The 24530-nt window shown below is 71.3% G+C and carries 24 protein-coding genes; 14 read left to right on the top strand and 10 right to left on the bottom strand.

The window, feature by feature from the left end; translation table 11 throughout:
• Nucleotides 1-71: 71 nt before the first annotated feature.
• Genes ACFQUZ_RS31055 through ACFQUZ_RS31035 form a run of 5 tightly spaced genes read right to left on the bottom strand, consistent with a single transcriptional unit; the run spans nucleotide 72 to nucleotide 4590 of the window.
• Nucleotides 72-1064, bottom strand: coding sequence for a branched-chain amino acid ABC transporter permease (locus ACFQUZ_RS31055; protein WP_377448632.1), 993 nt, complete (start codon nucleotides 1062-1064; stop codon nucleotides 72-74).
• The gene (locus ACFQUZ_RS31050; RefSeq protein ID WP_377448631.1) at nucleotides 1061-1921 is read right to left on the bottom strand and encodes a branched-chain amino acid ABC transporter permease; all 861 of its coding nucleotides are present in this window, start codon (nucleotides 1919-1921) and stop codon (nucleotides 1061-1063) included. Before ACFQUZ_RS31050 ends, ACFQUZ_RS31055 begins: the two co-directional genes overlap by 4 nt.
• Nucleotides 1922-1976: 55 nt before the next feature.
• Complete coding sequence (locus ACFQUZ_RS31045) at nucleotides 1977-2633, bottom strand: ABC transporter ATP-binding protein (RefSeq protein ID WP_377448629.1); 657 nt, start codon at nucleotides 2631-2633, stop codon at nucleotides 1977-1979.
• Nucleotides 2630-3403: an ABC transporter ATP-binding protein gene (locus ACFQUZ_RS31040; RefSeq protein ID WP_377448627.1), complete on the bottom strand. Its 774-nt coding sequence runs from the start codon at nucleotides 3401-3403 to the stop codon at nucleotides 2630-2632. The genes ACFQUZ_RS31045 and ACFQUZ_RS31040 overlap by 4 nt, the downstream gene beginning before the upstream one ends.
• Nucleotides 3400-4590 (bottom strand): ABC transporter substrate-binding protein, encoded by a 1191-nt coding sequence (locus ACFQUZ_RS31035; RefSeq protein ID WP_377448625.1) that lies wholly within the window; start codon nucleotides 4588-4590, stop codon nucleotides 3400-3402. The genes ACFQUZ_RS31040 and ACFQUZ_RS31035 overlap by 4 nt, the downstream gene beginning before the upstream one ends.
• A 173-nt stretch (nucleotides 4591-4763) precedes the next feature.
• Between ACFQUZ_RS31035 and ACFQUZ_RS31030 the strand changes: the two genes are divergently transcribed.
• From ACFQUZ_RS31030 to ACFQUZ_RS30985, 10 genes are all read left to right on the top strand, one after another.
• Nucleotides 4764-5723: a PaaX family transcriptional regulator C-terminal domain-containing protein gene (locus ACFQUZ_RS31030; protein WP_377448623.1), complete on the top strand. Its 960-nt coding sequence runs from the start codon at nucleotides 4764-4766 to the stop codon at nucleotides 5721-5723.
• A gap of 111 nt (nucleotides 5724-5834) precedes the next feature.
• Nucleotides 5835-6854 (top strand): cupin domain-containing protein, encoded by a 1020-nt coding sequence (locus tag ACFQUZ_RS31025; RefSeq protein WP_377448621.1) that lies wholly within the window; start codon nucleotides 5835-5837, stop codon nucleotides 6852-6854.
• Nucleotides 6851-7864: a fumarylacetoacetate hydrolase family protein gene (locus ACFQUZ_RS31020; RefSeq protein WP_377448619.1), complete on the top strand. Its 1014-nt coding sequence runs from the start codon at nucleotides 6851-6853 to the stop codon at nucleotides 7862-7864. The genes ACFQUZ_RS31025 and ACFQUZ_RS31020 overlap by 4 nt, the downstream gene beginning before the upstream one ends.
• On the top strand, nucleotides 7861-9084 hold the full coding sequence (locus ACFQUZ_RS31015; protein WP_377448617.1) for an FAD-dependent monooxygenase: 1224 nt from the start codon (nucleotides 7861-7863) through the stop codon (nucleotides 9082-9084). The genes ACFQUZ_RS31020 and ACFQUZ_RS31015 overlap by 4 nt, the downstream gene beginning before the upstream one ends.
• A gap of 9 nt (nucleotides 9085-9093) precedes the next feature.
• Nucleotides 9094-9504 carry an acyl-CoA thioesterase gene (locus ACFQUZ_RS31010; protein WP_377448615.1) on the top strand — a complete coding sequence of 137 codons (411 nt, stop codon included), beginning with the start codon at nucleotides 9094-9096 and terminating at the stop codon, nucleotides 9502-9504.
• 3 nt (nucleotides 9505-9507) lie between these two features.
• Nucleotides 9508-11139, top strand: coding sequence for a long-chain-fatty-acid--CoA ligase (locus ACFQUZ_RS31005; protein WP_377448613.1), 1632 nt, complete (start codon nucleotides 9508-9510; stop codon nucleotides 11137-11139).
• Nucleotides 11136-11966 (top strand): SDR family NAD(P)-dependent oxidoreductase, encoded by an 831-nt coding sequence (locus ACFQUZ_RS31000; protein WP_377448611.1) that lies wholly within the window; start codon nucleotides 11136-11138, stop codon nucleotides 11964-11966. The genes ACFQUZ_RS31005 and ACFQUZ_RS31000 overlap by 4 nt, the downstream gene beginning before the upstream one ends.
• A 22-nt stretch (nucleotides 11967-11988) precedes the next feature.
• Nucleotides 11989-12474: a maleylpyruvate isomerase N-terminal domain-containing protein gene (locus ACFQUZ_RS30995; RefSeq protein ID WP_377448609.1), complete on the top strand. Its 486-nt coding sequence runs from the start codon at nucleotides 11989-11991 to the stop codon at nucleotides 12472-12474.
• Nucleotides 12471-13640, top strand: a complete 1170-nt coding sequence (locus ACFQUZ_RS30990) for a thiolase family protein (RefSeq protein ID WP_377448607.1) — start codon at nucleotides 12471-12473, stop codon at nucleotides 13638-13640. The genes ACFQUZ_RS30995 and ACFQUZ_RS30990 overlap by 4 nt, the downstream gene beginning before the upstream one ends.
• Nucleotides 13640-14479, top strand: coding sequence for a MaoC/PaaZ C-terminal domain-containing protein (locus tag ACFQUZ_RS30985; RefSeq protein WP_377448605.1), 840 nt, complete (start codon nucleotides 13640-13642; stop codon nucleotides 14477-14479). The genes ACFQUZ_RS30990 and ACFQUZ_RS30985 overlap by 1 nt, the downstream gene beginning before the upstream one ends.
• 19 nt (nucleotides 14480-14498) lie before the next feature.
• Here the strand turns inward: ACFQUZ_RS30985 and ACFQUZ_RS30980 are convergent, their stop codons facing one another.
• Nucleotides 14499-15770: a PHB depolymerase family esterase gene (locus tag ACFQUZ_RS30980; protein WP_377448603.1), complete on the bottom strand. Its 1272-nt coding sequence runs from the start codon at nucleotides 15768-15770 to the stop codon at nucleotides 14499-14501.
• 104 nt (nucleotides 15771-15874) lie between these two features.
• On the opposite strand from ACFQUZ_RS30980, the gene ACFQUZ_RS30975 reads away from it, so the two are divergent.
• Nucleotides 15875-16795: a PaaX family transcriptional regulator C-terminal domain-containing protein gene (locus ACFQUZ_RS30975; RefSeq protein ID WP_377448601.1), complete on the top strand. Its 921-nt coding sequence runs from the start codon at nucleotides 15875-15877 to the stop codon at nucleotides 16793-16795.
• A 339-nt stretch (nucleotides 16796-17134) separates the two neighbouring features.
• On the opposite strand, the gene ACFQUZ_RS30970 is transcribed toward ACFQUZ_RS30975, so the two are convergent.
• Together ACFQUZ_RS30970 and ACFQUZ_RS30965 are read right to left on the bottom strand one after the other, a co-directional pair.
• Nucleotides 17135-17923, bottom strand: a complete 789-nt coding sequence (locus ACFQUZ_RS30970) for an alpha/beta fold hydrolase (protein ID WP_377448599.1) — start codon at nucleotides 17921-17923, stop codon at nucleotides 17135-17137.
• Nucleotides 17923-18477 carry a helix-turn-helix domain-containing protein gene (locus ACFQUZ_RS30965; RefSeq protein ID WP_377448597.1) on the bottom strand — a complete coding sequence of 185 codons (555 nt, stop codon included), beginning with the start codon at nucleotides 18475-18477 and terminating at the stop codon, nucleotides 17923-17925. The genes ACFQUZ_RS30970 and ACFQUZ_RS30965 overlap by 1 nt, the downstream gene beginning before the upstream one ends.
• A gap of 306 nt (nucleotides 18478-18783) precedes the next feature.
• Between ACFQUZ_RS30965 and ACFQUZ_RS30960 the strand changes: the two genes are divergently transcribed.
• Nucleotides 18784-19626 (top strand): helix-turn-helix domain-containing protein, encoded by an 843-nt coding sequence (locus ACFQUZ_RS30960; RefSeq protein ID WP_377448661.1) that lies wholly within the window; start codon nucleotides 18784-18786, stop codon nucleotides 19624-19626.
• 29 nt (nucleotides 19627-19655) lie between these two features.
• Nucleotides 19656-20498 carry an SAM-dependent methyltransferase gene (locus tag ACFQUZ_RS30955; RefSeq protein WP_377448660.1) on the top strand — a complete coding sequence of 281 codons (843 nt, stop codon included), beginning with the start codon at nucleotides 19656-19658 and terminating at the stop codon, nucleotides 20496-20498.
• Between the two features lie 103 nt (nucleotides 20499-20601).
• On the opposite strand, the gene ACFQUZ_RS30950 is transcribed toward ACFQUZ_RS30955, so the two are convergent.
• Complete coding sequence (locus tag ACFQUZ_RS30950) at nucleotides 20602-22230, bottom strand: hypothetical protein (protein ID WP_377448595.1); 1629 nt, start codon at nucleotides 22228-22230, stop codon at nucleotides 20602-20604.
• A 266-nt stretch (nucleotides 22231-22496) separates the two neighbouring features.
• On the opposite strand from ACFQUZ_RS30950, the gene ACFQUZ_RS30945 reads away from it, so the two are divergent.
• Nucleotides 22497-23507, top strand: a complete 1011-nt coding sequence (locus ACFQUZ_RS30945) for a cupin domain-containing protein (protein WP_377448593.1) — start codon at nucleotides 22497-22499, stop codon at nucleotides 23505-23507.
• 182 nt (nucleotides 23508-23689) lie between these two features.
• Here the strand turns inward: ACFQUZ_RS30945 and ACFQUZ_RS30940 are convergent, their stop codons facing one another.
• On the bottom strand, nucleotides 23690-24469 hold the full coding sequence (locus tag ACFQUZ_RS30940; RefSeq protein WP_377448591.1) for a hypothetical protein: 780 nt from the start codon (nucleotides 24467-24469) through the stop codon (nucleotides 23690-23692).
• Between the last annotated feature and the right edge of the window lie 61 nt (nucleotides 24470-24530).

The following is a 24530-nucleotide window of genomic DNA, read 5'->3' as shown; positions in this document are numbered from 1 at the left end:
CCACCATCCACGCTAAACCCGGACCTGGGTACGGAATGCAAGCCCGCGGGAGGAATGAACCCCCACCCCCGCTATGCCCGGAGGGGCTCTTCCGTCCGCCGCCGGCTGATCCGGTCGCGGACCGCCGGCACGATCCCGTGCGGCAGGAAGAGGACCACGAGCACCAGCAGCAGCGCGTAGACGGCGTACGACAGCACGCTTGGCGCGTAGCTGGGCATCCCCGGCTGCGTGCCGATCGTCGTGAGCACCTGCACCAGCAGCACGATGACGGTGGTGCCGACGAGCGCGCCCCACAGGGTGCCGAGCCCGCCGACCACGGCCATCACCACGTACTCGATGGACAGCAGGACCGGGAACGAGCCGGGCGCGATGTAGCCCAGGTAGAAGGCGTAGATCCCGCCGGCGAGCCCGGCGAAGGCGGCGGAGAGGGCGAACACGACGAGCCGGTACCGGCCGACCGGCACGCCGCTGGCGGCGGCGGCCGTCTCGCTGGTGGCCAGCGCCCGCAGCCCCCGCCCGGGTCGGGACGCCACCACGTTGCGGGACACGAGCAACGTGACGGCCACCGCGGCCCACACCAGATAGGCGTACGAGATGTCGTCGGCGAACTCGACGCCGCCCACCGAGAGGCGGGGGATGCCCTGCAGGCCGATCGCCCCGCCGGTCCAGTCCGCCTGGCTGACCAGGGACAGCAGGATGAGCTGCATGGCGAGCGTGGCGAAGGCGAGATGGTGCCCGCGCAGGCGCAGCAGCGGCACCCCCACCACGAGGGCGAAACCGGCAGCCGCCAGCGGCGCGACGAGCAGGCCCACAAGCGGTGGTATGCCGTGCACGGCGAGCAGGCCGGCCGTGTAGCCGCCGATGGCGTAGAACGAGGCCTGACCGAGTGAGACCTGCCCGGCGTATCCCATCAACATGGACAGTCCGCTGGTGACGATCGCGGCGAGGCCGAGCAGGATGTAGATGGACAGGTGGCCGCTGGACAGCAGCGGCGGCAGGGCCAGCGTCGCCACAGCCACCGTCGCCGGCAGCCATCCGGCGGTCGAGATCTCGCCCGCCTTCATGCCATCTCCTGCTGCACAACCGGCTGGCGCGCCGCCCGCCAGATCAGCACGCCGAGCATGAGCACCAGTGCCACCTCCAGTTGGTAGGCGCCGTGCCCGTAACCGGCGACGAGGGCCTGCGCGACACCGAGCAGCAGGCCGCCGACCAGGGTGAGCGCCGGCCGCACGAGGCCACCGAGAATGGCGGCGGCGAAGCCGCCGACCAGCAGGGTCACGTCGTAGTCGAAGGTGACAAGTTGGATCGGGGTGACGAGCACCCCGGCGAGGCCGCCGAGCGCGCCGGCGATGCCGAAGGAGAGCAGACCCATCAGGCGCACGTCGATGCCGACCACCCGGGCGGCGTACGGGTTGGACGCGCAGGCGGACAGCGCGCGGCCGATGTCCGTGCGGGCGAAGAGCGCGCTGACCCCGGCGAAGACGGCGAGCGTGACGCCGACGATGAGGAGGTAGTGCGCCTGGAGGCGGGCGCCCAGGAGGTCGACCGCGCCGGGCAGACCGCCGAACGAGCGCGGCTGGTCACCCCAGACGAGGACCTCGACGGCGTACGCGAAGACGCCCAGCCCGAGCGTGACGATGAGCGACGCACCGGGCGGGGTGCCCGCCCGACCGATCGCGACCAGCCCCACCACCAGTCCGGTAACGGCGCCGACGGCCACCGCGAGCGCCTCCGCCAATCCGTGCGGCAGCCCGCTGGCCAGCAGCGTCGAGGCGGTCATCGCGGCGATGACGGCGAACGAGCCCTGGGCGAAGTTCACCACCCGGGTCACCCGGTAGACGACCACGAGCCCGCTGCCGACGAGCGCGAACGCGCAACCACCGCCCAACCCGGTGACGAGGTACTGGAGGAACTCGTTCACTGTGCCGCCCCTCCGCTCGCGACTGCGGGGCTCCGCTGCGCTGCGCTCCTCGCGCTCACGCGGCCGTCCCCAGGTAGGCGGCGGCGACCCGCGGGTCACCGGCCAGTTCGGCGGCGGTGCCGATGGCGACGATCCGGCCGGCCTCCAGCACGTACCCGCGACCGCACAGGTCCAGGGCGAGGCGGGCGTTCTGTTCGATGAGCAGCACGGCGAGGCCGCGCTCGGCATTGAGCGCACGCAGGTGGCGCGCGAGGTCGGCCACGACGAGCGGGGCGAGGCCGAGGGAGAGTTCGTCGACCGCGAGCACCTCAGGGCGGGCCATCAGCGCCCGCCCCACCGCGACCATCTGCTGCTCGCCGCCGGAGAGCTGGCCGGCCCGGCGGCCGCGCAGCGGCACCAGTCCGGGCAGCACGTCGTAGATCGGGCCGGTGTCCCGGTTGCGGACGCGCCACCCGCCGAGCCGCAGGTTGTCGTCGACGGTCAGGTCGGGGAACATCTGCCGTCCCTCGGGCACGTGCGCGAGGCGGCCCCGGACGGTGACGGTGCCGCCGGCCGGCCGGAGGATGCCGGAGAGCGTGTTGACCAGGGTGGACTTACCGGCGCCGTTCGGTCCGATGAGCGCGACCAGCTCGCCGGCGCCGACGGTGAGGTCCACCCCGTCCAGGGCGGTCGCCGCTCCGTACCGGACGGTCAGCCCCGCCACCTCTATCACCTGGTCACCTCCGCGCCGAGGTACGCGGAGACGACGGCCGGGTGGGCGCGGATCTCGGCCGGCGTGCCGTCGGCGATCACCCGACCGAGGTCGAGCACGGTGACCCGGTCCGCGAGCCGGGTCACGAAGGCGACGTCGTGCTCAATTTTGATCATCGTGAGGCCGCCGGCCTTCAACTCCTCGATGAGGTGGGCCAGCGACTCCCGTTCGGCGGCCCGCAGCCCGGCCGCGGGTTCGTCGAGCAGCAGCAGTCGCGGCCGGCCGCAGAGCGCGCGGGCGACCTGGAGCGCCCGCTGCTGACCCAGCGGCAGCGACTCCGCCGCCCGGTCCGCCCACCCGGTCAGGCCGACCCGGTCGAGCGCCTCCCGCGCCCGATGCCGGATCTCCCGCTCTTCGCCGCGGTGGCGGGGCAGCCGTAACGCCGCCGCGGTGAAGCCGGACCGGGTGCTGGCGTGCGCCCCGACCATCACGTTCTCCAGGGCGGTCATTCCGCGGAAGACGCGTGCGCCCTGGAAGACGATGGCGATGCCGAGCCGGGCCCGCCGGTGCGCCGGCAGCCGGTCGACCCGGTCCCCGGCGAAGGTGATCGTGCCCGCTCCCGCGGTGAGCTGGCCGCCGATGAGGTTGAACAGCGTCGACTTGCCGGCGCCGTTCGGCCCGATGATGCCGCGCAGTTCGCCGTGCGCGACGTCGAGATCGACCTCGCGCACGGCGTACACGCCGCCGAAGGCGCGCGACACGCCAGCCACCCGCAGGAGGGGCTCGCTCACGTGCCCGCCACCATGGCCAGTTGTCGTGTCGCCCACTCGGTGGGCACGAAGGCGCCGCCCTTGACGGTGTTTATGGAGATGTAGTCGGCCCCCAGCCCGGCGTGGTCGGTGGCGCTGTAGGCGTACCGGCCGTTGGGGGTGGTGACGGTGAGCCCTTCGAGGGCGGCCCGGACCTTCTCCGGGTCGGTGCTGCCCGCCTTGTCGATCGCGGCGACGAGCAGCTTTACCCCGGAGTAGCCGTCCTGCGCGAACTGTGGCGGTGGGTACCCGTACTTCTGCTGGAACGGCTCGGCGAGTTCCCGGATGGCCCGCCGCTGTTCCCCGTCCGGCAGGCTGTCGCCCACCACGCCGATGGAACTGGCCACGACCGCGCCCTCGGCGGCCCCGCCGACCGGGTCCAGCCAGAGCTTGCTGGCCTGTGCTCCGGTGAAGACGACCGGCACCTGGAGGCCGGCGGTCGGGTACTGCTTGGCCAGCGCCACGCCCGGCGGCCCGGTGGCCCAGACGATCAGCGCCTGTGCGCCGGACGAACGAACCTGGTTGAAGACCGCGGAGAACTCGGTGGTCGTGGTCTGGAACTCGGGGGTCGCGGTGAGCGTGATGCCGTGCTCGGCGGCCTTGGCCTTGGTGCCGGCGAAGCCGGCGCGGGCGTAGGAGGACTGACCGTCGTAGGCCACCACGGCCCTGCTGACGTCCTGGGACTTGAGGTATTGCAGGATCCGGTCGGCGTAGGTGGCGGACGTGGCGGGCACCACGAAGACGTACGGGTGGACGGGGTTCACCTGTTCGTCGGCCGGAGTCAGCGAGATGTACGGGATCTCCTCCCGGTCGACAAGCGGGATCGTGGCCAGCGCCGAGTTGGAGAACGGCGATCCGATCACCGCGGCGATGCCCTTGCTCTTGAGGTCGTTGAACGCCAGCACCGACTGGTCGGGCTGGCTCTTGTCGTCGCGGACGAGCAGCTCGATCTGGCGGCCGAGCACTCCGCCGGCCGCGTTGATCTGCTCCACCGCGAGCTTCACGGACTTCTCGTTCTCGGTGCCCAGCGGTGCGTAGTTGCCGGTCAGGGACACGATCTGGCCCACCGTGACCGGATCGTCGCCGGCACCGGAGGTGGAGTCGTCACCGCAGGCCGCGACGGCGGCGACCACGGCGAGCACGGCGGCGGATACGGCGGTACGTCGCACAGGTGCCTCCCACAGCGAGGGGACAGTACCTGAACGCTAGACATGTATTACACGGCGGTCAACGTTGATGACTAATATCGGAACTCCCCAAGCCCGCGCGAGCGGCGACCCGGACGGTGGCGTTCGAAGGCTGCTCACCTGGCGGGCGACTCGAAATCTGTATAGTCACCCGCATGTCGGTCCAGCCCGCGTCACCCGCCGCCGACCTGCCGCGGCTCCAGGCGGGAGGCAGTCCGCAGCACCTGCTGCTGACCCTGCTCGGCGACTACTGGTACGGGCAACGCGCCCCGCTGCCGTCCGCGGCGCTCGTGGCGCTCCTCGGCGAGTTCGGCATCACCGAGGTCAGCGCCCGGGCGGCACTGAGCCGGTTGGCCCGCCGTGGGCTGCTCGAACTCTCCAAGGCCGGGCGGCACACGTCGTACGCGCTGAGCGCGCGCGCCGCCGAGGTGCTCACCGAGGGCCGGGGGCACATCCTGTCCTTCGGTGCCGAGCGGCCGACGTGGGCCGGGCGCTGGACTGTCGCCGCGTTCTCCGTGCCCGAGGACGACCGGTCCCGTCGGCACGCCCTGCGCACCCGGCTGGGCTGGTACGGCTTCGCCCCGCTCTACGACGGGCTGTGGGTGTCCCCGCACGAGCGGGTCGCGGAGGTGACCGCGATCCTCGCCGAACTCGGCATCGACCGGGCCACCGTCTTCACCGCCGAACTCGCCGACGGGGGGCCGGATGGCGGGCATCCCATCAGGGCGTGGGATCTCGACGCGCTCCGCGCCGAGTACGAGCGGATCCTGGCCGGTTACGAGCCGGTGCGGCGGCGCTGGCGGAATGGGAAGATCGGCACGGCGCAGGCCCTGGTCGCGCGTACGGAGCTGATGGACGACTGGCGCACCATGCCGAGCCTCGATCCGGAGCTGCCCACCGAGTTGCTGCCGGACCGGTGGCCGCGGGCGCGGGCCCGGGAACTCTTCGTGGAACTCTACGACGGCCTCGCCGGCCTGGCCGAGCAGCGGGTGGTCCAGGTGGTCTCCGGGTACGACGCGGACCTCGCCGCCCTGGTTCGCAGCCACACGAGCCACGGCCACCCGAGCCACGGCCCGTCGAACCACGGCCGGTCCAACCACGGCCGCGACGGCTGACCGACGCTTGTCGTCGTCCTACGTGGGTCTCTCGCACCGGTCGAAGTAAGACACATGTCTTGACGACAGAGGCGTAACAAGCAAGCCTAAGGGCAGGCGAAGGAGGGCCTCATGGTCGACGACGCGTACGACGCCATCGCCAAGCTCGGGACCGCGCCGCTGTGGCGATACTTCGGCGACCTGTTCGCGGCCGAGCCACGCAGCCGGGCCGTGCCGGTCCTGTGGTCCTACGCCGCGCTGCGGCCGCACCTGCTGCACTTCGCCGAGGTGCTGTCGCTGGAAGAGGCAGAGCGACGGGTGCTGATGCTTGTCAACCCGGGGCTTCCCGACCCGCCCGCCACGACGAACAACCTGTACGCGGGCATCCAGGTGATCCTGCCGGGCGAGACGGCTCAGGCGCACCGGCACTCCTCCGGCGCCTTCCGGTTCATCATCGAGGGCGACGGGGCGTACACCACGGTGAACGGCGAGCGGGTGCACATGCACCCCGGCGACCTGCTGCTGACCCCCGGCTGGCACTGGCACGACCACGCCCACGAGGGCGACGGGCCGATGCTGTGGCTCGACGGTCTGGACTTCCCGCTCGTCAACACCATGGAGGCCGGCTTCTTCGAGCTGTACGGCGAGCGTACGCAGAAGGCCGAGGTGCCGGACGACATCTCCTCCCGCCAGTTCGTCCACGGCCGGCTAACCCCCGCGTGGGACCCACACCCGAGCCCGAACTCTCCGATCGGCAACTATCCGTGGGCGGAGACCGCGCGGGCGTTCGACGCGATCGCCGACGACGCGGTGGGCAGCGACTCCGACGGCGTGCTGCTGGAATACACCAATCCGTGGACCGGTGGACCGGTCATGCCGACAATCGGTTGCCGGGTGGCACGGCTGCGCCCCGGGTTCCGGGGGGTTCCCCGCCGGCAGACCCCGAGCACGATCTACCACGTGGTACGCGGCACGGGTTCGACCACCGTGGACGGGCAGCGGCTCGAGTGGGGACCGAAGGACGTGTTCGCCGTGCCCGGCTGGGCCACCTACGAGCACGTGAACGAGGCACACGGGGACGCGATCCTGTTCTCGTACACCGACGCGCCGGTGTTGACCGCGCTGGGCCTCTACCGGGAGGAGGTCCGGTGAGGCTGGCGGTGTTCCGCGCTGACCTGGGTGCCCGGCTCGGCGCGGTCGACGGCGACCAGCTGGTCGACCTCACCGACCTGCTCGCCACGTCGACGCCCGGTCCGGCCGGGCCGCTGCACGCGTTGCTGGAGCAGGGCGACCCGCGCCGGCTCGCGGCCTCCGAACTGACCGGCCGACCCCGGATCCCGCTGGCCGAGGTCCGGCTCGATCCGCCGCTCCCCCGGCCGGGCAAAATCCTCGGAGCGCCTGTCAACTACCGCGACCACCAGACCGAGATGGCCGCCCCGGCCACGATCAGCGACCTCGGACTGTTCCTCAAGGCACCGTCGTCGGTCCTCGGCCCCGGTGGTGCGGTCGCGCTGCCGTACTCCGATCTGCGCACGGACCAGGAGGCGGAGCTGGCGGTCGTCATCGGCCGGGAGGCGCGCGACGTGCCGGCCGAGCGGGCCCTCGACCATGTGGCCGGCTACTCCTGCCTGCTCGACATCACCGTGCGCTCCACCGAGGACAGGTCGACCCGCAAGTCGTTCGACACCTTCACCCCGCTCGGCCCCTGGCTGACCACGCCGGACGAGGTGGGTGACCCGGGAGCGCTGGACCTGCGGTGCTGGGTCGGCGGCACCCTCCGGCAGTCCGCCAGCACGGCCGGCCTCATTTTCGGCGTCCCCGAGCTGGTCGCGTACGCCAGCTCGGTCATGACGCTGTGGCCCGGCGACGTCATCGCGACCGGGACACCGGCGGGCGTCGGGCCGATCCGGGACGGCGACCGGATCGCCGTGGAGATCCAGCGCGTCGGGCGGCTGGAGGTCACGGTGACCGCCGCCCGGGCCCGCCCGTACGCGTCCCGGCCGGGACGCGGCGACGCCCGCAATCCGGGGTCGCGCGACGACCACCACCCGGCGTCACGGGCCGACGACCACCCGGCGTCGCGGCACGACCACCACCCGGCGTCGCGGCACGACCACCACCCGGCGTCGCGGGCCGAGCCGACGGAGGCGGTGACCGCGTGAACCGGCCGCCCAGCCACCGCCCGGTCATCGTCGTCGGCGCCGGCCCGGTGGGCATGTCGGCGGCGTTGTCGCTGCGCGCCCTGGGCCGCCCGGCGACCGTCCTGGAGGCCGGCGAGCCGGACCGGCTGCGTCCGGGCAGCCGGGCGATCTTCGTGCACCGCGCCACCCTGGAGGTGTTCGAACGCTCCAGCCCCGACCTCGCACGCGAGCTTGCCGCACACGGGCTGGTGTGGCAGACCAAACGCACGCTCTACGCCGGACGTCAGGTCTTCGCCCGCACGTACCCGCCGCCCGAGGCCGGCACGCTGCCGCACTTCACCAGCCTGCCGCAGGTGGAGACCGAGCGGCACCTGTTGCGCGCGTGCAAGGCGGCCGGCGTCGAGTTCGTCTGGAACGCCGAGGTCTCCCGCGCCTGCTCCGACCCGGCGGGGGTGGAGCTGACCACCATGACCGGCGAACGCTGGTCGGCCGACTACGTCATCGCGGCCGACGGCTCCCGCTCCCCGGTACGCAAGGCGGTCGGTGTCGCCATGGCGGGCAGCCGATCCGACGGCTGGTACGTCGTGGTCGACGTGTTGGACGACCCCGCCGACCCGCTCCCCGCCGAACGGGTCTTCCACTACGCGCATCCGGCGGCCGGCAGCCGCAATGTGCTGTTCGTGCCCTTCGCCGGTGGTTGGCGGGTCGACCTCCAGTTGCACGACGGCGACGACCCGGAGGACCTGAGCGGGGGCGACGGCCTGCGGCGATGGTTGCGCGCGGTCATGCCGTCCGGGTACGCCGACCGGATCGCCTGGGCCTCCACCTACCAGTTCCTCCAGGTGGTCGCCGACGACCTCGCCGACCGGCACCGACGGGTGCTGTTCACCGGTGAGGCCGCGCACCTCTTCGCCCCGTTCGGCGCGCGCGGGTTGAACTCCGGCGTACCGGACGCGGACGCCGCCGCCACGGCGGTCCACATCGCACTCTCGACACGCCGACCGGCCCGCGCGCGAGCCGCCGTCGAGGACTTCTCGATGACCCGCCGCCGGGCGGCGCTGTTCAACCGCGACGCCGCCGGCACCGCCCTGGCACACCTGCGGCCCGACGCGGCCGGACGGGCCAGGCTGGCGGAGGCGGCCCGACGAGCGGCGCACGACGACCGGCTCGGCCACTGGCTGGACACCGCGCCGTACGGGCCGCGTGAGCTGCCACCCGGCAACACGATCTACAAGTACTGAGCGGATGCCATGGGTGAGCCCGCGTCGATCGTGACCAGCCGGCGACTGGAGTGGTCCGAGACCGACCCGATGGGCCGGTGGCACTACGCCGCGGCGCTGCGCTTCGTCGAGCACGCCGAGACGTCGCTGCACGAACGGCTGGGGATCGAGCGGGAGGTGTTCGACCGGATGCCACGGCTCAACCTGAGCGTCGACTTCCTCGGCCCGCTGCGCTACGCGGAGGTGGCGCGGAGCACGCTCACCGTCCAGCACGTCGGGCGCAGTTCGCTGCGGTACGCGTTCCGGATCACCCACGATGATGTGGACGTCGCCCGTGGCACCCTCACGATCGTCTGGTTCGACCCCGCCACCGGACGCGCCGCACCGTGGCCGGAACACCTCCGCACCCTGTTCACCGCGGCTGGCCCGCAGGGAGGTTGACGCATGCGAAGCACGATGGGGTCGATGCCGCTGTCCGTCGGGATGATGTTGCGCCGTGGTGCCGCGACCGGGCCGCACGCCCGCCTGGTCGGCCTGACCCCCACCGGCCGCTGCGTCCAGACCTGGCCGGGGCTGGCCCGGCGGGCCCGCCAGGTCGCCGCCGCCCTACCCACGCTGGGTGTGCGGCCGGGTGACCGGGTGGCCACCTTCGCCTGGAACGGCCTGCGCCATCTGGAGCTGTGCTACGGGGTGCCGATCGCTGGCGCCGTCCTCCAGCCGCTGAACGTCCGGCTCTTCCCCGACCAGATCGCGTGGATCGCCGCCCACGCCGAGGATCGGGTCGTCTTCGTGGATGCGTCGCTCACCCCGAGGTTGGCCGAGATCCGTCCCCGGTTGACCGGTGTCGAGCGGTATGTCGTGCTGCCCGACGGCACCGAGCCCCATCCCGGCTTCGCCGACGCCATCGGTTACGAGGAGCTGATCGACGGTGTGCCGGACGACGAACCGGCCGAGGTCGACGAGTGGGCGGCAGCGTGCCTGTGTTACACCGGTGGCACCACCGGCCGGCCCAAGGGTGTGGCGTACTCGCACCGTTCGTTGACGCTGCACGCGATGAGCGGGCTGTTCGTCGACTCGTTCGCCATCCGGGAACGGGACGTCCTGCTGCCGCTGACCCCGCTGTTCCACGCCACGGCGTGGGGCATGCCGTACTCCGCCGCGCTCGCTGGCGCCAGCCTCGTGCTGGCCGGGCAGGACACCAGTCCGCGGACGGTGGTGCGGCTGATCCGCGAGGAGCGGGTGACCGTGGCTGCCGGGGTGCCGACCTTCTGGCTGGCGGTCGACCAGTTGGCACCCACGGCCGACGATCTCGCCACCCTGCGGCGGATCCTCTGTGGCGGGTCGGCGATCCCGCTGGAGCTGATCCAGCGGTATCACCGGCGGGGTGTCGGCATGCAGCAGGGTTGGGGCATGACCGAGATGTCACCGTCAGGCAACCTGACGATCGTCCGGGGTCATCTGGAAGGCCGGCCGGAACCCGAGCGGCTGGCGCTGCACGCGACACAGGGCGTCGTCACGGCCGGGGTGGAGCTGCGGGTGGTCGCGCCGACCGGTGCGGTGCTGCCGCACGACGGCGTGTCCGCCGGCGAGATCGAAGCGCGGGGGCCGTGGGTCACGGCGTCCTACCACCGCCCGGACGACGACGCCAACGACACCCGGTTCCGGGATGGCTGGCTGCGGACCGGCGACATCGGAACGATCGATCCCGACGGATACCTACGCCTGCTGGACCGGGCCAAGGACGTCATCAAGTCCGGCGGTGAGTGGATCAGCTCGATCGACCTGGAGAACCACCTCATGGACCACGAGGCGGTCGCCCAGGCCATGGTGATCGCGGTTCCGCATCCCCGGTGGGGCGAGCGGCCGGCGGCGCTCGTCGTCGCGTGCGCCGAGGTCGAGGCCAAGACCCTCCAGGCGCACCTGCGTTCCCGGGTGGCGAACTGGTGGGTGCCCGACGTGGTCGAGTTCGTGGCCGACCTGCCCACCACGGCCACCGGCAAGTTCGACAAGAAACGGGCCCGCGAACTCTGGCGGGACAGGTTGGCGTCCCTCATACCGAGCGGAGGACAGTCGTGACGGGAGTGCTTGACGGTCGGGTGGCGGTCGTCACCGGTGCCGGACGCGGCATCGGGCAGGCGACCGCGGTGCTCCTCGCCGAGCACGGCGCCCGCGTGGTGGCGACCGACCGTGATGTCGCGGCCCTCGAAGGCACCCTCGACCTGCTCGACGGCAGGGGCACGGCCATTGCCGCCGACCTCACCGATCCGGAGACGCCACCGCAACTCGTGACGCGCGCGGTCGAGGCGTACGGCCAGCTCGACATCGTCGTGAACAACGCCGGCTACACCTGGGACGGCATCTTCCACAAGATGAGTGACGACCAGCTGACGGCCATGCTCGACATCCACCTGTTGGCGCCGTTCCGGCTGTTGCGCGCCGCCGCACCGGTGCTTCGCGAGGCCGCCAAGCGCGACGCGGCCGAGGGGCGCGAGGTCTTCCGCAAGGTGGTAAACGTGGTGTCCATCTCCGGCACCATGGGCAACGTCGGCCAGGCCAACTACTCTGCCGCCAAGTCCGCGCTCATCGGTCTCACCAAGACCCTGGCCAAGGAGTGGGGACCACTCAAAATCAACATGAACGCGGTGGCGTTCGGCTTCGTGGAGACGCGGTTGACCGCGGCGACCGACGAGGCGGGCACCTTCGACCGCGGCGACCGTCAGATCCAGCTCGGCATCCCGGCCGAGGCGCGGGAGCGGGCCGCCGCCCAGATACCGCTCGGACGCGCGGCCACCCCCGCCGAGGCCGCGGGCGGCATCTTCCTGCTGTGCACACCCTGGTCCAACTTCCTGCACGGCCAGGTCGTCACCGTCGCCGGTGGCCAGGCCGAGGGAATGACCTTCTGATCATGTCGGCGAAGGAGGAGGCATGAACGCCGCGTGGCTCCGGTCACGGAACGAGACGCTCGACGGGCTCGTCGCCACCACGATGGATCTGATCGATCCGGCCCGGCTGCACGAGCTGGAACCCAAACCGGCCGGGGAGGAGGCGTGGAGCGCGGCCATGGTGCTCGCCCATCTGGGCGAGTTCCCGTGGTTCTTCGCCGGGGAGTTGCGCCGCTTCCTGGCGGATCCGGCCGCGCCGGTCGGTCGCACGCACGAACACCCGGAACGGCTCGCCGCGGTGGCCGCCGCGCGCGGTCGATCGTACGAGCAGTTGCGCGCCGGGGTGACGGCAGCCGCCGCCGAACTGGCGGCCGTGCTGCGCGAACTCGACGACCGTCAGCTGGTGATGACGACGAACAACCGCCGGTACGGTCCGGAGCCGCTCACCGCCTTCCTGGACCGGTACGTCATCCGGCACAAGCAGGAGCACGTCAATCAGCTCGCCCCGTTCTGCCGGGAGGCGCCGTGAGGCTGTCCGATGTGGCGATCCCGCTGGACCTCGCGTGGTCCTCGCCGTTCTGCCGCTGGCAGGGCGAGCTGGCCGAGATGTCGAGTGTGGACCTGGCTGTCGACGTGGCCGGCCGGGCGCTGGCCGCGCGGGAGTTCGATGTCGACGAGGTGAGTCATGTCGCGTTCGGCACGACCGTCCCGCAGCCGACGTCGTTCTACGGCGTCACCACCATCACTCCCCGCCTCGGGATGGCCGCCGTGACCGGCCCGACGATCGCTCAGGCGTGTGCCACCTCCGCGGCGGTCGTGCAGGCGGCGGCGGTACAGGTCGAGCTGGGCGCTCATCGCACTGTGCTGGCCCTGACCACCGACCGCACCAGCAACGGCCCCCTCCTGGTGTGGTCGTCCCAGGACACCCCCGGTGCGGCGCCGCACACCGAGCACTGGGTGCTCGATCCGATGCGCCACGACCCGAACACCGGTCAGTCCATGGTGGATACCGCGGAGAACGTCGCGGCCGACGAGGGCTACACCCGTACGGAGATCGACGAGGTGACGTTGCTGCGTTACGAGCAGTACCGGTCGGGTTCCCGTGACCACCTGGTCGAGGTGCGCGTTCCCGGGCGCCGTGGTGAGCGCGTCGTCACCGACGACACCGGCGTCCGCGCCACGACCGCCGAGGGGCTGGCCAAGCTCTCCCCCGGGAGACCCGACGGTGTGGTCACGTACGGGTCGCAGACACACCCGGCCGACGGCACCGCCGGACTGGTGCTCAGCACCCTGGACCGGGCCCGTGAGCTGAGCGGCGGGGCGGGTATCGCCCGGATCCTGGCGGTGGCGTTCGCCCGAGCCGGGCGGGCCCGGATGCCCGTGGCTCCGGTCCCGGCGGCCCGCGCCGCGCTCGCCGACGCCGGGCTCGACGTCGGCGAGATCAGCGTGGTCACCACGCACAACCCGTTCGCGGTCAACGACCTCCACTTCGCCCGGCAGACCGGGTTTCCGCTGGACCGGATGAACCCGTACGGCAGCAGCCTGGTCTATGGCCATCCGCAGGGCCCGACCGGCATGCGGGCCGTCGTCGAACTGGTCTCGGCCCTGCGGGCGCGCGGCGGCGGGCGAGGGCTGTTCACCGGCTGCGCCGCCGGGGACACCGCCGGGGCCGTCGTGGTGGAGGTGACCGAGTGATGGCACTGTTCGACGAGTCCGTGGTGGGGCGGTGGAGCGAGGAGCGCTGGTTCGACATCACGGCCGAGAGCATCGCGGCGTACGCCGACGCCGTCGGCGGCCCCTCCCCGGCGTACGCCGTTGTCCCGGCGATGGGCCTGGTGTTCGCGGTCGCCGAGACGGCGGCGCCGGCCGAACTGCGCGGCCGGGTGGTGCACGGCCAGCAGGATCTGTTCTTCCACCGCCCACTGCCGGTGGGCGAGTCGGTGGCGGTGAGCGCCGCGGTCGTCGGCCTGCACGGCAAGCGCAGCGGCACGGTCGCCACCATCGGAGTGCGGACCCGGACGGCCGGCGGGGAGTTGCTCAACGAGCAGTACGTCACCGAGTTCTACCGGGGGGTCCCGACCGACCTGGCCGTGGGCGCCCCCGCCCCGGCGCTGCCGACCGAGCCGCCGGCCGGTGAGCCGGTACGCAGCGCGGCCCATCCGCTCCCCCCCGACCTGCCCCGCCGCTACGCCGACGCGTCCGGTGACCACAACCCGATCCACCTGGACGACGAGGCCGCTCGGGCGGTCGGACTGCCCGGTGTCATCGTGCACGGCCTGGCCAGCCTCGCCATCGCCAGCCGGACGGCGCTGCCCCCGGGGGCCGATGTCTCGCGCCTGAGTTGCCGCTTCACCCGACCCATCGCCCCGGGTGACACGCTGACCACGCGGGTCTGGGCGCACGAGCGCGGGCACCGGTTCGAGTGCCACGACCGGGCCGGCGCCATGGTGCTGGGCGCCGGCCTGGTCGAGCTTCCTCGTCGATCTAGGGAAGATGGTCGTCGTTCGATCTCCAATCACGACCATCTGCCCTAGATCGACGGAGTGTGCGGGGTCAGGTGGCGGCGCAGGCCGGGGTCATGCCGGCTCCGTTGCCGCTGCCCTGGAAGCCGAACTCGGTGACCTGGTTGGGGCCGAGCCGACCGTTGTAGCTGACGTTGGTGAACCGGACGGTGCCGGTGTTCCCACTCGCCGTGGCGCTCCAGGTGCCGGTGACGGTGGCGCCGCCGGGCAGCGTCATCGTCACGGTCCACCCGTTGGTGCCCGACGAGCCGGCGGTCACCCGGACCGAGGCGACGAAGCCACCGGGCCACTGGTTCAGCGACACCGTGGCGGTGCAGCCGGGTCCGCCGGGTGACGGCGTGGTCGGGTCCGGCGACGGCGTGGTCGGGTCCGGCGACGGCGTGGAGCCGTCCAGGCCGAAGAACTGGACGGCTACCCGCGCCATGCCGCTCGACGGCAGGCTGTGCCCGGCGCCCTGGATGCTGTACGCCTCGACCTTGTCGCCGTAGCGGCGGCGGTTCCAGTTGGGCTGCGGGGTGTCGGTGGACGTCGGGGTCTGGCTCAGCCCGTGCACGTTGGTCCACTGCTCGATCGACTCCTGCAGCAGCGAGTACGGCACGAGGGTGTCGTTGGTGCCGTGCCACAACTGGATGCGGGGGCGCGGGCCGGTGTAGCCCGGGTACGCCGCCCGGACCGCGTCACCCCACTGCTGCGGGGTCCGGTTCATGTTGCCGCCGGTGCACTGGCTGCTGCCGGGAGGGTAGTCGGCCGCGTTGGCGAAGCAGTTGAAGGGCACCCCCATGAAGGAGGCGCCCGCCTTGAACACGTCGGGATAGACGGCGAGCATGTGTTGGGTCATCATGCCGCCGGACGAACTACCGGTGGCGTAGACCCGGTTGGGGTCGCCTCGGTACTGCTGTTGGGCGTAGGTCACCATCGACATGATCGACACCGGGTCGCTGCCGCCGCCGCGCCGTTTGGCGGCGTCCGACCAGGTGTCGAAGCAGTTGCCGAAGCCGGCGTTCTGGGTGGCACTCGGGTAGATCACGATGAACCCGTACTGGTTGGACAGCGAGGCGAACTCGCTGCCCGAGTAGAACCCTGGCCCCGAGCCGCCGCAGCCGTGCATGGCGACCACGATCGCGGGATTGGCGGGGCGGGCGTCAGGCACGTAGATGTGCATCCGCATGTTGCCCGGGTTACTGCCGAAGTTGGTCACCTCGACCAGCGAGGCGGCGGACGCCGGCTGCGGCAGAGCGACGACGCCCACCGCGAGGAGCAGGGCGCTGGCGAGCCCGGCCAGCGCCGCCCTGGTTTGTCTCATGACACCTCCATCGATAGCTGTTAATTGAAACCTTAGACAGATCTATGACGACCGTCAATCTAACGCCCAACATCGTCCCGCTGCTGGCGGCCTATCCTGACCCGATGACGACCGTCGGCGAACGCACCGGTCCGCGCACCTGGGCCGCGGAACAGTTGGTGTCCGTACGCCCGCAGACGCTCCTGCTCACGCTCCTCGGCAGCGCTGCCCTCGGCCGGAACGTCGCCATCTTCTCGGGCAGTTGCGCGGCGGTGATGGCCCGGATGGGCGTGTCCGAACACGCGACCCGGTCCACCCTGACCCGGATGGTCAGCCGGAAACTGCTGGTCCGGCACCGGCGGGGCCGCAAGGTCTATCTCGGCCTCACGCCGCGCGCGGCGACCGTGTTGAGCGAGGGCGAGGAACGGATGTGGCAGGCCGGCGCGGTCAACCAGGACAGCGACGAGCGCTGGACGTTGCTCGGATTCTCGCTACCCGAGGACCGCCGCGACGAACGCCACCTGCTGCGCTCGCGCCTGCGGTGGGCGGGTTTCGGGCTGCTCCGCAGCGGCATGTGGATCGCGCCCGGCACGGTGGATGTCGACTCGCTGCTGACCGACCTGGAGCTGGACGATCATCTCGTGGTGTTCCGGGCCGAACCGGCCGAGCCGGCCGCCATGAACCAGGTGGTGCGGGACGCCTACGACCTGCCCGCCATCGCCGCCCGCTACCACCAGTTCCTGCGGCGGTGGGACACCCCCCGACCACTTCCCACGGCCCCGGACGACCTCGTCCGGCATCTCTGGCTGCTGAGCGAGTGGCTGCTCCTACTCCGCGACGATCCCCGCATCCCCCTGCGGCACCTGCCACCGGGTTGGCCCGCGGTGCCCGCCCAAGCGGTCTTCCACCGCACCCACGACCGGCTCCAACCGGCGGCGCGACGCATCGCCGAGGCCGAGATCGACTCCATCGAGATGTCACCGAGCGACACCGGAAGCGTCCTGAACTCCACCAGGGACGGCACCACCGGACGGGAATTTCCGTGAGCGCCGGCGACGGGCCGGCCGTGACCCGCCGGGTGGTCGACTGCCGAAACGTCCGGTCGAACGTCTGACTCAACGTCCTGGTGTCGCGTCCGCCCACCCGGTGTCATGGACTCGACCGGGGCCCTGGCCGCCGTCGATCCACGCGACCCGGCCAGCCAGCGGCGCTCCGCGCCAGCGCCGTGGCCGGTACGCGCACGCCGGGCCCGCCCGGTGCGCGGACGGCTCACCACAAGGGAGCACGCCGGGACCCGCCCGGTGCCCGGACCGCTCACCACGGGGGAGCGGGCCGGGCACCGGGCGGGCCCCGGAAGCGACTCGGGGTGCCGCGGGCTCGGGCCGTCACCGGGCCGACCCCGATCCGACCCACGGGTCGAGACCGGGCGGCACCGTACGATCGGTCACCCAGCCCTCGACCATGTCACTGAACAGCCGCGGATGCTCGGCGTTCCAGGCGTGGTGGGCGTCACGGGCCACGGCGGTCGACGCGCCGATCGACGCGAAGGCGGCCAGCCCTTCGCGGATCGACCGCACGTCGTGGTCCGCGGCGACCGCGAGGACCCGTTCGGCCTGCGGAGTGAGGGCAGCGGGAAGCCGAAACGGGAGGATCTCGTCGTGCACCCGGCCGGTGGTCGCCGCGGACAGCACCCGCGCGTCCGCGGCCATGGCATCGCGCGCCTCGCCCGGCAGCCGCATCGCGGCGCCGGTGGCCCGGGTCAGCCACGGTTGGCGCATCACCGCCCCCCCGGCCCGCATGAGGAGCCGGTTCCGCCAGGCGGGACGCAGCGGTTCGGTGGTGACCCCGCAGACGACGACGTTCCCGACGACCTCCGGGTGGCCAGCGGTCAGCGCGACCGCGACGTAGCCGCCCAGTGACAGGCCCACGACGTGGGCCCGACCGGCCGGCGTCGCCGCGATGACGGCGGCGATCCCGGCGGCGCTGTCGTCGAACGATCGCCATGGGACCTCGTGACTCGCACCGTTGCCGGGCAGGTCCACCGTGACGCAGTAGAACCGGTCCGACAACTGCCGCACCTGCTCGGACCACATCCAACTGCTGACACCGAGCGCGTGCAGGAACACGATCGCCGGATCGGCCGGATCGCCAATGGTTTCGACACGCAACGCCATCAGCGCACCGCCGCTGTCGGAGCGGGGATGAAGCAGGAGGCGATGTGGTATCGACGGCGATGGGGCGCCGGTGGAACCGCGAGGACCTCCGCGACCAGGGTGGCGAAGCGACCGGCGAAATCCAGCCGCTCCTGCCGCGACAGGTTGACCACGGCCCTGTTGTAGGACAGCCCGTCCGCGCTGGGGACGGCGTCGCCACCCTCGACGTACGCGGCGAACGAGTCGATCAGGGACGCGGCGAACACGGCGAACATGGTCCGTTGTTCGGCCACCGGCACGGTGTCGAGCTGTTCCGGAGCGATCCGATCCGCGCCGGGTGCGACCCGGTAGACCCGCTCGCTCGGTCCCCGCGCCGGACGTTCGCCGACCTGCTCCAGGACACCGCCGCCGAGCAGCGCGGCGACGTGCCGGTAGAGCGTCGCCTGAGGCACGTCCGGAAGCGCCTCGGCCAGCTCACGAACGGTTCGGGGGCGGCCGGTGAACTCGCTGACGATCCGGATCCGGACCGGATGCAGCAGCATCTCCGCCCGCGCCCGACCGGTATTCTCATTCATGAGAATACGATAGCATCCCGCTCGCCCACCACGCCACGCCGACCTGGTCCGCCGCCTCCCGGGGCCGGCGCCCCGCGCCCTACCGACCGGCGGGTCGCGGCATGGCGCCGAGCAGGTGGGCGACGCTCGATCGTTCGGCGGTTCGGTCGGACACCGGGCCGGGGCCGCCAGCCTCCGAGTGCTGGACCGACGGCCGGTGGTTCCGGCCGCGATTCGCTGGCATGCTGCGTACGAGGAACCCGGAGGTGCGGGGTGAGCGAACCACCACAGCAGGGCCGGCCGGGCGACGGGCCGACAGCGGTACGGATGCGGTTGGGCGCCCAACTCCGACGGCTACGCGTGGAGCGGGGCCTGACCAGGGCTGACGCCGGCGAGCCGATCCGCGCCTCGGAGTCGAAGATCAGCCGGATGGAGCTGGGCCGGGTCGGCTTCAAGGAACGCGACGTGCTGGACCTGCTGTCCCTCTACGGGATCCACGACGAGCAGGAACGGGCGGCCATGCTGACGCTCGTCCGGGAAGCCAACGCGTCGGGCTGGTGGCACCCGTACAGCGATGTCGTGCCGACCTGGTTCCAGCGGTATCTGGACCTGGAAGCGACCACGTCGCTGATCCGTTCCTACGAGGCCCAGTTCGTTCCGGGGCTGCTGCAGACCGCGCGGTACGCCCGCGCGGTGGTGCGGCTGTGCCACCACACCGCGCCCGACGAGGAAATCGCCCGTCGGGTCCAGCTGCGGCTGGAGCGGCAGCGCCTGCTCACCCGCGCCGATCCACCCGTGGTGTGGGCGGTGCTGGACGAAGCCGCGCTCCGGCGCCCCACCGGCGGCCCGCGGGTGATGCGGGAACAGATCGAGGCCCTGATCTCCATCGTCAGCACGATGCCGAACGTCAGGCTGCAGGTGCTGCCGCTCGCCACCGGCGGACACGGCGCGGCCGGGGGCTCCTTCACCATCCTGCGGTTCCCCCTGCGGGACCTGCCCGACCTGGTCTACATCGAACACCTGACCAGTGCGCTGTACCTGGACCGGCGCGAGGACATCGACTGTTACTTCGACGCGGCGAACCGCCTGTTCGTCGACGCCGCGCCGCTTACCGAAACGGTCAAGATCCTGGAGGGCATCAGCGATGACCTGGACCACGCGATGCGGTGACGGAAGGTACTCTGGCGCGCACCGACTGGATGGTGGCTGACCGGGAGGCGTTGCGCGTGACCGACGAGACGGACCTGCCCCGCGACGAAGAAGCAGTACCGTCCACGATAGACACGACCGTCCCGCAGACGGCACGGGTCTGGAACTACTGGCTCGGCGGCAAGGACAACTATCCCGTCGACCGCGCCCTCGGCGACGAGATCGCCGAGGCGTACCCGATCATCGCGGACATCGCCCGCGGCGACCGCGCCGTGCTCAACCGCGCTGTGCGCTACCTGGCCGGCGAGGCGGGCATCCGCCAGTTCCTGGACGTCGGCACCGGGCTGCCCACCGCCAACAACACCCACGAGGTCGCCCAGGCCGTCGCGCCAACGTCCCGCATCGTCTACGTCGACTACGACCCGCTCGTCCTCGTGCACGCCCGGGCCCTGCTGACCAGCGGCCCCGAGGGCGCCACCGACTACGTCGACGCCGACCTGCGCGACACCGGGACGATCCTCCGGGAGGCGGGGCGGACCCTCGACCTCAGCCAGCCGGTCGCGGTCATCCTGTCCGGGATCCTGGCCCACCTGCCCACCGTCGAGGAGGCCCGCGCGGTCGTCCGGCGGCTCATCGACGCCCTGCCCGCCGGCAGCTACCTGGTGGTTGTCGACGGCACCAACACCAACCAGGAACTCAACGACGTGATGCGCATCTGGAACGCCTCGGCCAACCCGCCGTACGCCATGCGCAGCCCCGAGGAGTTCGCCAGCTATTTCGATTGTCTGGAACTGGTCGAGCCGGGCCTGGTCGATGTCACCCGGTGGCACCCCGACCCCGACACGTCGCAGGAGCCGCTGCACAACCTTGTCGGCGTGGCCCGCAAACCCTGACCCGTGCGTGGCCCGCCGCCGGCACCTGCGCGTGGTGCCAGCGGCGGGCTGCCGCGACCTGGGGATCAGTGGCGGTGCCACCGGTCGCGGACTCGGCGAACCCTCATCCGGAGGTTCCCGGGACGAGGCGTGAGGAGTACAGCTGGTAGCCGTCACCGACGTGGGCCGAGTAAACAGCATGCTGGTCGCTGACCCGGGGTGCGGCGATGAGGTCCGCGGTCAGGGTCGCGGTCAGATTGAACCGGGAATGCGTCCCGAGGGCGGAGCTGAACACGTCGGTTTCCCCGGCGACCGCGTTGGCGGTGTAGGCCACCCGCTGGCCGAGTGGATCGAACACCACGGACCCCGTGAGCTCTTCGGCACCGTTGAGCCGGATCATGTCGGAGCTCGGGAACTGCTCGTCCACCGGAGCGCTGAGCACGGCGTTCTGGTTGAGGATGAGCATGCGGAACACCACGCGTTGGCCGTCAGGACTGACCTGGATGGAGTCGCCATTACCGCCGGAGTCGACCCTGACCCCGGCGCCGGCCGGCCCGTCGATCGGCACGCTGAAGGCTCGGGCCGATCCGTTGGTTGCGTCGACCAGGGGGTAGACGACACGGCGGCTGTCGGCCGTGATGTGGAAGACCGGAGGCAACGTGTCGGCGGTGTCGACGTCGAGCCGCCTGCTCGCGCTGGCCGGACCGGCCGCCGGCACACTGAAGAGTTGGTGCTGGGTGTCGCCAACGGACTGGATTCCGTAGACGACGCGACGGCCGTCGCCGCTGATGCCGTACCCGTACTGGAAGCCGTGTGGGTGATCGTTCTTGATGCCGACCTGCCATCTGAAGGGAAGCGGCACGTTCAGCTTCGTCCGGTTGCCGCCGCCGAACCCGACGCTGTACAACTCGCGGATGTTCGGCGTCTCCTGCGCGGCGCTGTAGACCACCGGGCCGTCCCCCACGGGAAGCCGGAAGCTGTGCACGCCGCCACCGTCGACCATCGGACCGCTGAGCCGGGTCGGCTGCTGGCCCGGATCCGGGTTGAGGGTCAGCGGCACCCGGAACAGTTCCGTTTCACCGCCGTCCCCATCGGCCAGGTAGACGAGGTTGCGACTGTTGGAACTGATCTCGAAGCTGTCGGCCGGGGTAGGCGTGAGCGTCACGCCCCGGCTCTCCGGGCCGGCGATCGGCACGGCCCGGACGCGCCAGGTGGTGGACTGGAAGGTGACAAGTCGGCCGTCCGGGCTGATCTTGAACGAGTCCAGGATGGCCGGTGACAACCGGACCGCCGCGCTGGCCGGCCCGTTGATCGGCACGCTGAACAGGGCGCGCCCCTGGAGGCGTTCGGAGACGTACAGGACACGCTGACCGTCGGGCGTGATCATTTTCTGCCCGTTCGACGGAGCCTGGGGCGGGTCCAGCCGCACCGGGTCGGCGCCACCGCGCACCGGGACGCTGTACAACTCGCTGTAAATGCCGGGGGCCACGCTGCGCTGGAACACGACCGTGTCGCCATCCGGGGTGAGGATCGGGTGGTGAACGCCGTACGACGGCGGTAGGCCCGTGCTCAGGCGACACGGTTGCGTCGACGAGCACGCCGGCGGCGTCTGAGCGAGCGACGCCCCCGCCGGGGATCCCGCTGCCGGCCCGCCCAGTGGCGCGGCGGCCAACGAGACCCCCAGGATCGCGACCACGACGCCGTTCCGGGCTCTGGTGACCCGAAAGATTGCGATGTCGCTAAATGTTCTCATGGCGATTCTCCTAGGTGATTTCCGTGTCGAATGATTTACGTGTTCTGGTTCCCGCCGCAGACAGCACGCGCGCGGGCTGGAGATCCGTGGTGATCATGGGCTTTTCCCGTTGCCTTCCGTTGGCGGACGATGAATGCTTTGAAATTAGGAAGCGCCGACGTCGATCGGAATGCCCGAGCGACCGAGTGTGTTGCCCGTCCGTCCTCGGACGAGTCCGGTCCTGCCCGAGCGTCCGGCGGCGACGCCCGAGCGTCCGGAGGTGTCAGATGGACGTCCTGTCCGACGTTCTCCTCGCCGTACGCCTCGAGGGCGCCGTCTACTACGACATCACCGCGCGGTCCCCGTTCGTGGCGCAGAGCCCACCCACCCAGGTGATCGCCGCCAAGGTCGCCGCGGACGCCGAGCACCTCATCGCCTTCCACGTCATCACGTCCGGCTCATGCTGGGTGGAGGCGGTCGACGAGCCCGAGGCGCCGGTGCTGCTGCGGGCGGGGCAGATGGTGATCTTCCCCTCGGGAGAGGCGAACATCCTGGCCTCGGCGCCGGGAATGCGCGGGCAGCCGGACCTGCCGCGCTACTACCGCCCGCTGGCCCAGGCCCTGCCGTTCGTCATCGACATCAACGGCGACAGCGCCGCCGAGGGATGCCGGATCGTGTGCGGATACTTCGCCTGCGATACCCGCCCGTTCAACCCGCTGCTGGAGTCGCTGCCGCGCATGGTGCACGCACCGGTGTCGGCGGCCAGCTGGGAGTGGATGGTCGGACTGCTCGACACCGCCATCCGGGCCAGCAGCGACCGCCAGCCCGGCCAGGAAGCGATGCTGGCGAAGCTGTCCGAGCTGATGTTCCTCGAAGCACTCCGCGCCCACATCGAAGGCCTCCCACCGCAGACCCGGAACTGGGTGGCGGGCCTGCGCGACCCCGAGGTCGGCGCGGCGCTACGGCTCATCCACGGCCGCTACGCCGAGCCCTGGACCCTGGAACTCCTGGCGCGCGCCAGCAACATGTCGCGCTCGACCTTCGCGGACCGGTTCACCGCGTACGTGGGCATCCCGCCCATGACCTACCTGGCCCAGTGGCGACTCCAGGCCGCGGCACGGCTACTCCAGAATGGCTCGGTCAGCGTCGCGCAGGCCGCGGCCGCCGTCGGATACCAGTCAGAGTCCGCCTTCAACAGGGCCTTCAAGCGGTTGGTCGGCGAAGCGCCGGGCGCCTGGCGACGACGGGACCGGGGAGCCTCGACGAACGGTGATCCGTCGCCGACCCTGGGCCGGTAGCGTTCGACCAGTTGCGCCTTCCGGACGACCTGAGAGGTGACGACCGCCGAGGCGCCGCTCGACGAACTGGTCCGGACCGATGGTGCTCAACCACGGAGGTCTCTACCGAATGTCCCGGTTCGCGCGGCTGCTGGCGGAGGCGGCGACCCTCCGCCGGTGGCGGAGGGTCGCCGCGCGCCCGGTCAGCCGAACATCTGGTTCAACCGGTTGGCCAGCGCGGTGTGGCCGGGTTCGTTCGGGTGCGGGCAGCCGCCGAAGGCCGTCTGCTGGATGTCGCCGGTGCCGAGTACGGGCGCGTTTGCGAACCGCACCTTCGGGTGGTTCGGTACTCCTTGCCAGATGGCCTGGTTCATCGCCGTCGTCCACGCCCCCACCGTCTGCTGCCAGCCGGGGTCGTCGAGCAACGGCCGTTTGTTCAGCGGGATGTGCCCGGGCAGCATGTCCTGCAGCGTCTTGGACACCTTCTGCCGGTAGGTCTCGCCGAACGCACCGAGGTCGATCTGGGCCGGGCTGATGTCGTAGTAACCCATCCAGACGACCTTGTCGGCGCCGGCGTCGAGCATCTCGTCGATGATGTCGGAGACCCGCTCGGTGATCGCGTTGTAGTGGCTCGGGCCGTTGTAGACCGGAATCTCGATCTTCTTGTGGAAGTAGTCGATGTCGGTGATGTCGCCTTCGATTCTCAGGTGGCAGGAGCCACCCTGGATGACGTCCGACTTCGCGACGTAGTTGTTGTTGCGGTCGATCCACTTCATGGTGGCCTGCCAGGGCTTGCCCTCCCTGGTGAGCCACTCCTGAGCGAACTTCTTGTAGTAGTCGACGGTGCCGCACGCGACGAGCGCGGTGAGTACTTCCGTCCAGTTGGTGTCGTTGACCCCACCCGTACTGACGAAGTAGGCCGCCTTCTTCTCGCTCTTCGCCTGCCGGGGGACTGTACAAATAACGGCTGATCGACCGATCAAGGGAGAGACGCCAGATGACGACCGAGACCACCGTGGGACAGTCGGCTGTGGAGCCGTCGGG

Origin of the sequence: Plantactinospora sp. GCM10030261 (genome assembly GCF_042666615.1) — a bacterium.
Taxonomy (GTDB): domain Bacteria; phylum Actinomycetota; class Actinomycetes; order Mycobacteriales; family Micromonosporaceae; genus KBS50.
This window is presented reverse-complemented; position numbering and strand designations above follow the sequence as displayed.

Excerpts from the sequence above, each read along its gene's own strand:
- ACFQUZ_RS30960 (WP_377448661.1), top strand. The coding sequence starts at position 18,784 with ATGCGGTTGGGCGCCCAACTCCGACGGCTACGCGTGGAGCGGGGCCTG.
- ACFQUZ_RS30965 (WP_377448597.1), bottom strand. The coding sequence starts at position 18,477 with ATGAATGAGAATACCGGTCGGGCGCGGGCGGAGATGCTGCTGCATCCG.
- ACFQUZ_RS31010 (WP_377448615.1), top strand. The coding sequence starts at position 9,094 with ATGGGTGAGCCCGCGTCGATCGTGACCAGCCGGCGACTGGAGTGGTCC.
- ACFQUZ_RS30970 (WP_377448599.1), bottom strand. The coding sequence starts at position 17,923 with ATGGCGTTGCGTGTCGAAACCATTGGCGATCCGGCCGATCCGGCGATC.
- ACFQUZ_RS31025 (WP_377448621.1), top strand. The coding sequence starts at position 5,835 with ATGGTCGACGACGCGTACGACGCCATCGCCAAGCTCGGGACCGCGCCG.
- ACFQUZ_RS30985 (WP_377448605.1), top strand. The coding sequence starts at position 13,640 with ATGGCACTGTTCGACGAGTCCGTGGTGGGGCGGTGGAGCGAGGAGCGC.
- ACFQUZ_RS30945 (WP_377448593.1), top strand. The coding sequence starts at position 22,497 with ATGGACGTCCTGTCCGACGTTCTCCTCGCCGTACGCCTCGAGGGCGCC.
- ACFQUZ_RS31055 (WP_377448632.1), bottom strand. The coding sequence starts at position 1,064 with ATGAAGGCGGGCGAGATCTCGACCGCCGGATGGCTGCCGGCGACGGTG.
- ACFQUZ_RS30980 (WP_377448603.1), bottom strand. The coding sequence starts at position 15,770 with ATGAGACAAACCAGGGCGGCGCTGGCCGGGCTCGCCAGCGCCCTGCTC.
- ACFQUZ_RS31005 (WP_377448613.1), top strand. The coding sequence starts at position 9,508 with ATGCGAAGCACGATGGGGTCGATGCCGCTGTCCGTCGGGATGATGTTG.
- ACFQUZ_RS30955 (WP_377448660.1), top strand. The coding sequence starts at position 19,656 with ATGGTGGCTGACCGGGAGGCGTTGCGCGTGACCGACGAGACGGACCTG.
- ACFQUZ_RS31030 (WP_377448623.1), top strand. The coding sequence starts at position 4,764 with ATGTCGGTCCAGCCCGCGTCACCCGCCGCCGACCTGCCGCGGCTCCAG.
- ACFQUZ_RS30950 (WP_377448595.1), bottom strand. The coding sequence starts at position 22,230 with ATGAGAACATTTAGCGACATCGCAATCTTTCGGGTCACCAGAGCCCGG.
- ACFQUZ_RS30975 (WP_377448601.1), top strand. The coding sequence starts at position 15,875 with ATGACGACCGTCGGCGAACGCACCGGTCCGCGCACCTGGGCCGCGGAA.
- ACFQUZ_RS30995 (WP_377448609.1), top strand. The coding sequence starts at position 11,989 with ATGAACGCCGCGTGGCTCCGGTCACGGAACGAGACGCTCGACGGGCTC.